We start from the raw sequence: 10022 nt of genomic DNA on the forward strand, positions 1-10022 counted from the left end.
CAGGTCCATATGATTTGCTAGCTCAGTCGGTAGAGCACGTGACTTTTAATCACGGTGTCCAGGGTTCGATTCCCTGGCAGATCACCAAAACCTCTCTTAAATAAGAGAGGTTTTTTTGTATATAAAAATATATAATTATTAATTGAATAGTTTATATTTAAGGAGTAAGTATTTAGATATTTATAAATAAGTGATATCCTTAGATTAGTGTTAAAAAGAGTTTGGATGGAGGTGACTGTTGAAGTAGCTCTATAAAAAGTAAAAATATAGAGTACTAGAGACAGAGTGTGTTTATGAAAGGGATAAAGAAAATTTTAGCTTTAAGTTTACTTACGATATTTTCATTTTCTATGATTTCTTGTGGAAATAGCAATACAGAAAAAAAGCAGTTAGAAGATACTGTTGTGGTAACAACTAAATATCCAGATGAAGTTATGAAGTATGTTTCTGATGAATTTAAAAAAGAAACAGGTATAAATGTTGAGTATGAGGTTAAGGATGAAATAAGTGAAGATGATTTTAAAAATCCTAAAACAGATATAGTTCTTGGTGGTGATAAAGAATTATATAAAAAGGAGACTTCAAATGGTAATTTAACAGCATATAAAACAAGTTGGTTTGATGATGTTGATGAAAATTATAGAGATAAAGAAGGGTACTGGTATTCAGTATTTAGAAATCCTATAGTTGTGGTTTATAATAAAGCCAATTTACAAGGTGGTTTAATACCTACTAAGCTTCAAGATTTAGAATTAGGTAAATTAACTAATAAAATTGTTATGGTTAATGCTAATAATTTTTACACAAAGTATTTTATTTCAGCTTCAGGATTATACTTAACTGCAGCTTCTAATAATGATGAAAATGTAGCAAATTTATTTTTAAAGAGTTTAAAAATGAATGTAGCTAATTTTTATAATAATTATAGTGATTTAGCAACAGCTTTATCAACTAAAGAAACTCCTATAGGAATTATGCCTTTTGATGTATTTATGAAAAAATCAAAAGTGGATACTAATTTAAATAGAATAGATTTACCAGATGGCTCACCAGTTGTGAATGAATGTGCAGGTATATTAAAAACAGCACCACATTCACAAGCTTCAGAATTATTTATGGAATATATAGCCGGTCCAAAGGTTCAGTTAGAACTTGCTCAAAAATATAATATAATGCCAATATTACCTGTTGCTAAAAAATATGAACCGGATTGGATGAAGAATTTTAAAACTATGGATGTTAAGGAAGATGTGGTTTTAAGTAATGAAAGTAAATGGGTACAATACTTTAATGGAGTTATAAAGCCAGAATCTTTAATTCCTAAACCTAAAGAAGAGCCTAAAAAGACTTCTTAATTTAATTAAGAGTATAAATAATAAAAAAATAAGTTTAAATAATTAGTTTTATATGTTATTAAATTTAAAATCAATTATTTAATTTAGAGAATATAGAATTTTATAAAAAAAGAGATATTATGTAAAAACATAATATCTCTTTTATATTAAAAGTGTGAATTGTAAATAGCTTATTCGTATTTGAACTTAATAATTACTTCTTTGATTTCGCCTTTTGAGTTAGTTCTAACTTTGAAATCTTTTATATCTTTAAAATCGTTGTTTAATTGGAAGTTAAGTTCGTTTATAGTTGCTTTTGATTTCTTTGCTAAATCACTATCTTCAATGACTTCAAATCTTTGTTTTTTAGTAGTGATTTCTTTATTTCTATCATCAAGCACAACGTAATATTTATCCCCTTCTTCTATAACAGCATACTCTTTACCAAAAGTTAGGCTTGAGCATAATGAGTTATCTGTACATCTTACTAGCATAGCTAATCTCCTCTCATAAACAGTAAATTTTCTACAACTTTAATATATCATACTGAGAGGCTTTGTCCATGCTAATTAAGCAATTAGATTAATTTTGTAACATCTTACAAATAAATCATTTCTTTATTTTAAATACATTTTTTAATAAATCATTTTTAGCAAAGATAAAAAAATTCTTTACAGCTAATACATCATCTTTTAAAGAACTTTCTTCTTCATCTTTCCAATATTCATTGTAGTATATACAAAGCAAGAAGAATAATATAGCCAAGTTTATATAAATATCTTTAAAGTCAGCTATAAATAAATTGCTTATACCTATAAAATCCAGGCTTCCTCCATAGAATATCTTATCTATAAGTGAACATAATGCTCCAGCCATTATAAAGACTATACACATATCAGAAGTAAAATCTTTATGACCATTATAAACATAGTATCTATAACACTCAAAGAATATAAATAATGCAATAATATTTATTAATATAAGAAATCCAAAGTCTATTCCTGCACCAAATCTAACATTTAGCCAAGAACCATCTGTATTTATTATTGGTTGGAATGATAGTAAATTACCTAAAATATCAAAGTTCTCGTTGAAGAACCATTTATGTATTATAAATTTAGTTCCTTAATCTAAAATCATTAAAAAAGCAAAAAAGATGATTAATGTTTTATTTCTAAAACCTGCCCTATAACTATTCCATAGTGTATAGACTAAATAACCAACAAGAGCAAATGGAATTGATAAAAGTAGCATCATTAATGTTTCAGAGTTACTATCAATTCTTCCTGTTAGTATTTCAAATAAGAAATATATTATTCACATTATAGGTAATATACTTATAGTTACCCATTTTTTCTTATTCATAAGTTTCCTCCCTACAAAATTCTACCCTAATGTATTATTTTTAGTCTAAGATTTAATTTGTAAAGATATTCTACTTATTGCTATTATATATTTAAATAAATTTTTCTTGAAATTAATCTTGATTAAACTAAATCAATTTTAACATAGGTAATTATAACAATTAAAGAGGATATACGGAATTTTAAAAGAATATATAAATTATTAGACATATTAAACGATGAGGTGTTTCATGACAAAATATTATTAGGGATTACTATAATGAAAATAGTAAAAATGAATGGCTAAGATTAAATGATCCATATAGTAGACTAGAGTTTTTTAGTACTATGTATATGATAAAAGAATATTTTCCTTCAGAGGGGAAAATATTAGATATTGGTTCAGGTCCAGGAAGATATTCTATAGAGCTTTTAAAAAGAGGTTATAACGTCACGTTAATGGATTTATCAGACAAATCTATAGATATGGCTAAAAAGAATATAGAAAGTTTAGGATTAGAAGCAGATAATTATATATGTGGAGATGCTTTATATTTCAGATTTCTTAGAGGATAATTCTTTTGATGGAATACTTCTAATGGGACCTATGTATCATATCCATTCTAAAGAAGAGAGATTAAAGGTTCTAAATCAATGCAAAAAGTATTGAGACCAGGTGGAATTTATTAATAACATATATAAATTCACTTGGAGTACTTAAGGTTGGACTTTCAATATTTTCCACAGGAATTTAAAGAAATAGATAAAATTTATGATTTATTTGATGAAAAATAATTTAGTGCAGATGAGTCCTTTACAAAGAACTTATTTTACTGTACCAGAAAAAGCTTTAGAAGAAGTAAATGAATCAGGATTTGATGTATTAAGTAGAGCAGGAGCAGAAAGTTTTTTAAGTGGACAGGCATTTTCTATATGACTAAATATTATTTAGAGGATAAAGAAATATATTTTAATTACTAAAAGTAGCGACTGAAAAGTGTGAAGATGAAAGAATTAGGGATTCAACGGAACATTTACTTATAGTTGCAAAAAAATAAAAAACTAAGAGGGAAAAGAGAATAAATTACATTAAAAAAACAACACTAATAATATAGTGGTTTTTAGATGAAAGAGAGGGGCAATTAGTATGTTAACAATTTTTGCAGTTTCAGATTCAATTGGAGAAACAGCTCAACAGGTAGCAGTAGCTGCTGCTAGTCAATTTAAAGATAATGCTGAGGTGAAAAGAATACCTTATGTTAAAAGTTTAGAAGATGTTGAAGAGCTAATGAAAAATATAGAGGATTGCGAATTATGTATGATAGTATCCACTATAATAACTGTCAATGTTAGAGAATATTTAACTCAAAAATGTATTGAAAAGATATAAACATAATCAATGTGCTTGGTCCAATAATTAATGTAGCATCAACCATACTTAATCAATTTCCAAATTATAATCCAGGAGCTATGTGGAATACTGATGAGTCTTATTATAAGAGAATAGAAGCTATGGAATTTGCTATGCAATATGATGATAGTAAAGACTATAGAGGACTTAAAAATGCTGATGTAACCTTGTAGGATTATCTAGAACATCAAAGACACCTTTATGTATGTACTTAGCTAACAAGGAATAAAGGCTATAAATATACCTTTATTCCTGAAAGTAGGAGTCTACCAGATGAAATATATGAGATAGATAAGAAAAAGGTATTTGAATTAACTATAAATCCACTTCAACTTATAGAAATAAGAAAAAGAAGATTAATAGAGTTCCATAGAATATCAGCAGATATAGAATATGCTTCTGATGCAAGGATATTAGAAGAATTTGATTTTCCGGATAGATAATGAGAAAAATAGGTTGCAGAACTATAGATGTAACTCAAAGAGCTATAGAAGATACTGCACTTATAATAATGGAGAAGTTAGGTGTTAAGTAAGAATATTTAATTATAAAAATCATATGTATTTTTTATAATATTAAAGTATGAAAATTTATATCTAAGATAAAAGGGTAGAATGGAGTAATCTTTTCTACTTTTTTTATTTTAGATACTTATCTTTAATAAGTTTTTTCTATATAGCATAGTTTTAGTAATTAATATAAGTAGTTAAATTTATATAAATAAGTAACATATTAATAGGATAAATGATTGGAAGAACTTTTTTTTATAAGTTATATGGTATATTTTTGAATAAAATATATAGAAATGTAAATTAAAGATAAATATCTAATCCTGTGTATCAATATGAATTATATAGATATTATAAGGAAAACAAAGTATTATGAGAATAATTTAATAATTTTGATATTAACAAATGGTAAATATATTGATTAACATGGTAAGATAAATCTCGTCGCTAAGAGACACGGCAAACAACTTAACAAAACAAATTAAAAGTTTTGAAAAAAGTTGTTGACAAAGTTTCTAAGTGATGTTAAACTAAGAAAGTCGCTTGAGGGCGACGAAGAAATGGTCTTTGAAAATTAAACAGAAGATATTAACATAAACCAGCAATTCTTTTAACAAGTAATATGAGTATAGATTAAACTTTTAAATTGAGAGTTTGATCCTGGCTCAGGATGAACGCTGGCGGCGTGCTTAACACATGCAAGTCGAGCGATGAAGTTTCCTTCGGGAAACGGATTAGCGGCGGACGGGTGAGTAACACGTGGGTAACCTGCCTCATAGAGTGGAATAGCCTTTCGAAAGGAAGATTAATACCGCATAACATTGAGAGATGGCATCATCACTCAATCAAAGGAGCAATCCGCTATGAGATGGACCCGCGGCGCATTAGCTAGTTGGTGGGGTAACGGCCTACCAAGGCGACGATGCGTAGCCGACCTGAGAGGGTGATCGGCCACATTGGGACTGAGACACGGCCCAGACTCCTACGGGAGGCAGCAGTGGGGAATATTGCACAATGGGGGAAACCCTGATGCAGCAACGCCGCGTGAGTGATGAAGGTTTTCGGATCGTAAAGCTCTGTCTTTGGGGAAGATAATGACGGTACCCAAGGAGGAAGCCACGGCTAACTACGTGCCAGCAGCCGCGGTAATACGTAGGTGGCAAGCGTTATCCGGATTTACTGGGCGTAAAGGGAGCGTAGGCGGACAATTAAGTGGGATGTGAAATACCCGGGCTCAACCTGGGTGCTGCATTCCAAACTGGTTGTCTAGAGTGCAGGAGAGGAGAGTGGAATTCCTAGTGTAGCGGTGAAATGCGTAGAGATTAGGAAGAACACCAGTGGCGAAGGCGACTCTCTGGACTGTAACTGACGCTGAGGCTCGAAAGCGTGGGGAGCAAACAGGATTAGATACCCTGGTAGTCCACGCCGTAAACGATGAATACTAGGTGTGGGGGTTTCAACACCTCCGTGCCGCCGCTAACGCATTAAGTATTCCGCCTGGGGAGTACGGTCGCAAGATTAAAACTCAAAGGAATTGACGGGGACCCGCACAAGTAGCGGAGCATGTGGTTTAATTCGAAGCAACGCGAAGAACCTTACCTACACTTGACATCCCTTGCATTACTCTTAATCGAGGAAATCCCTTCGGGGACAAGGTGACAGGTGGTGCATGGTTGTCGTCAGCTCGTGTCGTGAGATGTTGGGTTAAGTCCCGCAACGAGCGCAACCCTTGTCGTTAGTTACTACCATTAAGTTGAGGACTCTAGCGAGACTGCCTGGGTTAACCAGGAGGAAGGTGGGGATGACGTCAAATCATCATGCCCCTTATGTGTAGGGCTACACACGTGCTACAATGGCTGGTACAGAGAGATGCAATACCGCGAGGTGGAGCCAAACTTTAAAACCAGTCTCAGTTCGGATTGTAGGCTGAAACTCGCCTACATGAAGCTGGAGTTACTAGTAATCGCGAATCAGAATGTCGCGGTGAATACGTTCCCGGGTCTTGTACACACCGCCCGTCACACCATGAGAGTTGGCAATACCCGAAGTCCGTGAGCTAACGCGTAAGCGAGGCAGCGGCCGAAGGTAGGGTCAGCGATTGGGGTGAAGTCGTAACAAGGTAGCCGTAGGAGAACCTGCGGCTGGATCACCTCCTTTCTAAGGAATACATCTTAGGATAACTAAGATGATAAAAAGAATCTGGATAATATCTCTGTTTAATTTTGAGAGACTATCTCTCAAAATTGTTCTTTGAAAATTGCACATAATAATTTAATTTATAGAAAACAACAAAGCCAAATTGGCAAACCAATTTCTATTCTTTGTAAAATGAGAACTATAACTAATATAGGTCAAGCTACAAAGGGCGCATGGTGAATGCCTTGGCATCAGGAGCCGATGAAGGACGTGATAAGCTGCGATAAGCTTCGGGTAGACGCACATAGTCTGAGATCCGAAGATTTCCGAATGAGGAAACTCACATGGGAAACCCCATGTATCCATAAGTGAATACATAGCTTATGGAGGGTAACCTAGGGAACTGAAACATCTAAGTACCTAGAGGAAGAGAAAGAAAAATCGATTTTCTTAGTAGCGGCGAGCGAAAGGGAAAGAGCCCAAACCGGAAACTTGTTTCCGGGGTTGCGGACATAGCATCAAAGTGGAGGCTATTGTAACTGAAGAGAGCTGGAAAGCTCCACCGTAGAAGGTAATAGTCCTGTAAGTGAAACGAGAAGACCACGAGTTATGATCCAGAGTACCACGAGACACGTGAAACCTTGTGGGAAGCAGGGACTAACCACCTCCCAAGGCTAAATACTACCTGATGACCGATAGTGAAGCAGTACCGTGAGGGAAAGGTGAAAAGAACCCCGGGAGGGGAGTGAAATAGAACCTGAAACCGTGTGCCTACAACCGTTCAAAGCCCCTTATGAGGGTGATGAAGTGCTTTTTGTAGAACGAGCCAACGAGTTACGGTATGTAGCAAGGTTAAGTACTTAAGGTACGGAGCCGAAGGGAAACCGAGTCTGAATAGGGCGACTAGTTGCATGCCGTAGACCCGAAACCGGGTGACCTATCCATGGCCAGGTTGAAGCGAGGGTAAAACCTCGTGGATGAACCGAACCACGTTGCTGTTGAAAAAGCATGGGATGAGCTGTGGATAGCGGAGAAATTCCAATCGAACCCGGAGATAGCTGGTTCTCTCCGAAATAGCTTTAGGGCTAGCGTCGAGTATGAGTAGTGGAGGTAGAGCACTGAATGGGCTAGGGGGCATAGCGCTTACCGAACCTTATCAAACTCCGAATGCCACATACTATGAGCTCGGCAGTCAGACTGCGAATGATAAGATCCGTAGTCAAAAGGGAAACAGCCCAGATCGTCAGCTAAGGTCCCAAAGTGTAAGTTAAGTGGGAAAGGATGTGAGATTTCTAAGACAACTAGGATGTTGGCTTAGAAGCAGCCACTCATTAAAAGAGTGCGTAATAGCTCACTAGTCGAGAGATCTTGCGCCGAAAATGTAACGGGGCTAAACTTACCACCGAAGCTACGGGCTTGAATTTAATTCAAGCGGTAGGAGAGCGTCGTAATCGGGCTGAAGTCGTACCGTAAGGAGCGGTGGACTGATTACGAGTGAGAATGTTGGCATCAGTAGCGAGATGTGGGTGAGAATCCCACAGGCCGAAAACCTAAGGTTTCCTCAGGAAGGTTCGTCCGCTGAGGGTTAGTCGGGACCTAAGCCGAGGCCGAAAGGCGTAGGTGATGGACAACTGGTTGATATTCCAGTACCACTACCATCGTTATTATCGATGGCGTGACGCAGGAGGATAGTGTGTGCTAGCTATTGGATGCTAGTCTAAGCACTTAGGCAGTGAAAGTAGGCAAATCCGCTTTCATAATGCTGAGGTGTGATGGGGAAGGTTCTACGGAACCGAAGTACATGATTCCACGCTGCCAAGAAAAGCGTCTAGAGAGAGAAGTAGTGCCCGTACCGCAAACCGACACAGGTAGGTGAGGAGAGAATCCTAAGGCCGGCGGAAGAATTACAGTTAAGGAACTCGGCAAATTGACCCCGTAAGTTCGCGAGAAGGGGTGCCTACGAGAGTAGGCCGCAGAGAATAGGCCCAAGCAACTGTTTAGCAAAAACACAGGTCTCTGCTAAAGCGTAAGCTGATGTATAGGGGCTGACGCCTGCCCGGTGCTGGAAGGTTAAGGGGAATACTTAGCGCAAGCGAAGGTATGAACTTAAGCCCCAGTAAACGGCGGCCGTAACTATAACGGTCCTAAGGTAGCGAAATTCCTTGTCAGGTAAGTTCTGACCCGCACGAATGGCGTAATGACTTGGGCACTGTCTCAACTGTAAATCCGGCGAAGTTGTAGTGCGAGTGAAGATGCTCGCTACCCGCGATTGGACGGAAAGACCCCGTAGAGCTTTACTGTAGCTTAGCATTGAGTTTTGGTATTGTCTGTACAGGATAGGTGGGAGACTAGGAAACTAGGGCGTCAGCCTTAGTGGAGTCATCCTTGGGATACCACCCTGACAGTACTGAAATTCTAACTGGCGGCCATGAATCTGGTCACAGGACATTGTTAGGTGGGCAGTTTGACTGGGGCGGTCGCCTCCTAAAAAGTAACGGAGGCGCCCAAAGGTTCCCTCAGAACGGTCGGAAATCGTTCGAAGAGTGCAAAGGCAGAAGGGAGCCTGACTGCGACACCCACAAGTGGAGCAGGGACGAAAGTCGGGCTTAGTGATCCGGTGGTACCTCGTGGGAGGGCCATCGCTCAACGGATAAAAGCTACCTCGGGGATAACAGGCTGATCTCCCCCAAGAGTCCACATCGACGGGGAGGTTTGGCACCTCGATGTCGGCTCGTCGCATCCTGGGGCTGAAGTAGGTCCCAAGGGTTGGGCTGTTCGCCCATTAAAGCGGCACGCGAGCTGGGTTCAGAACGTCGTGAGACAGTTCGGTCCCTATCCGTCGCGGGCGTAGGAAATTTGAGAGGAGCTGTCCTTAGTACGAGAGGACCGGGATGGACTGACCTCTGGTGTACCAGTTGTTCCGCCAGGAGCACAGCTGGGTAGCTAAGTCGGGAATGGATAAACGCTGAAAGCATCTAAGCGTGAAGCCAACCTCAAGATGAGATTTCCCATAGCGTAAGCTAGTAAGATCCCTTGAAGAACACAAGGTTGATAGGTCGGGGGTGTAAGCATGGTAACATGTTCAGCTGACCGATACTAATAGATCGAGGGCTTGACCAAATTATAGTAAATTAAATTTGATTATGTGCAATTTTGAAAGAACAATCTTTCTAAATATCTGGTGATGATGTTCTTTAGGGTAACACCCGTTCCCATTCCGAACACGACGGTTAAGCCTTTAGAAGCCGATGGTACTGCACGGGAGACTGTGTGGGAGAGTAGGTGGTCG

Annotated in this window: 4 protein-coding genes, 1 tRNA gene, 3 rRNA genes and 2 pseudogenes; 8 read left to right on the top strand and 2 right to left on the bottom strand. The window is 37.5% G+C overall.

The genetic code is table 11. From position 1 onward, the window contains the following. Positions 1-11: 11 nt before the first annotated feature. Positions 12-87 (top strand) — tRNA-Lys (locus tag ACQZHJ_RS18850). Between the two features lie 206 nt (positions 88-293). After that, positions 294-1355 (top strand): extracellular solute-binding protein, encoded by a 1062-nt coding sequence (locus tag ACQZHJ_RS18855; RefSeq protein ID WP_430483635.1) that lies wholly within the window; start codon positions 294-296, stop codon positions 1353-1355. A 170-nt stretch (positions 1356-1525) separates the two neighbouring features. Here ACQZHJ_RS18855 and ACQZHJ_RS18860 read toward each other — a convergent pair whose 3' ends face one another. Next, entirely contained in the window at positions 1526-1828 is a 303-nt protein-coding gene (locus tag ACQZHJ_RS18860; protein ID WP_430483636.1) for a hypothetical protein, read from the bottom strand. 115 nt (positions 1829-1943) lie between these two features. Next, positions 1944-2651, bottom strand: a pseudogene (locus ACQZHJ_RS18865) (signal peptidase II). A 380-nt stretch (positions 2652-3031) separates the two neighbouring features. On the opposite strand from ACQZHJ_RS18865, the gene ACQZHJ_RS18870 reads away from it, so the two are divergent. The 6 genes and pseudogenes from ACQZHJ_RS18870 to rrf form a co-directional block, all read left to right on the top strand. After that, positions 3032-3253: a class I SAM-dependent methyltransferase gene (locus ACQZHJ_RS18870; RefSeq protein ID WP_430487046.1), complete on the top strand. Its 222-nt coding sequence runs from the start codon at positions 3032-3034 to the stop codon at positions 3251-3253. A gap of 208 nt (positions 3254-3461) precedes the next feature. Next, on the top strand, positions 3462-3614 hold the full coding sequence (locus ACQZHJ_RS18875; protein ID WP_430487047.1) for a hypothetical protein: 153 nt from the start codon (positions 3462-3464) through the stop codon (positions 3612-3614). A gap of 210 nt (positions 3615-3824) precedes the next feature. After that, positions 3825-4623, top strand: a pseudogene (locus tag ACQZHJ_RS18880) (pyruvate, water dikinase regulatory protein). Positions 4624-5239: 616 nt separating this feature from the next. Further along, a 16S ribosomal RNA gene (locus tag ACQZHJ_RS18885) occupies positions 5240-6754 on the top strand. Positions 6755-6946: 192 nt separating this feature from the next. Continuing rightward, positions 6947-9853: ribosomal RNA gene (locus tag ACQZHJ_RS18890) — 23S ribosomal RNA — on the top strand. Positions 9854-9910: 57 nt separating this feature from the next. Then, positions 9911-10022 (top strand): 5S ribosomal RNA (gene rrf / locus ACQZHJ_RS18895); the annotation flags it as partial.

The organism is Clostridium sp. B9 (assembly GCF_050509515.1).
Taxonomy (GTDB): Bacteria; Bacillota; Clostridia; order Clostridiales; family Clostridiaceae; genus Sarcina.

Bases quoted from the DNA above. Each gene is read 5' to 3' on its own strand.
- ACQZHJ_RS18860 (WP_430483636.1), bottom strand. From the start codon at position 1,828: ATGCTAGTAAGATGTACAGATAACTCATTATGCTCAAGCCTAACTTTT.
- ACQZHJ_RS18855 (WP_430483635.1), top strand. From the start codon at position 294: ATGAAAGGGATAAAGAAAATTTTAGCTTTAAGTTTACTTACGATATTT.
- ACQZHJ_RS18870 (WP_430487046.1), top strand. From the start codon at position 3,032: ATGATAAAAGAATATTTTCCTTCAGAGGGGAAAATATTAGATATTGGT.
- ACQZHJ_RS18875 (WP_430487047.1), top strand. From the start codon at position 3,462: ATGAAAAATAATTTAGTGCAGATGAGTCCTTTACAAAGAACTTATTTT.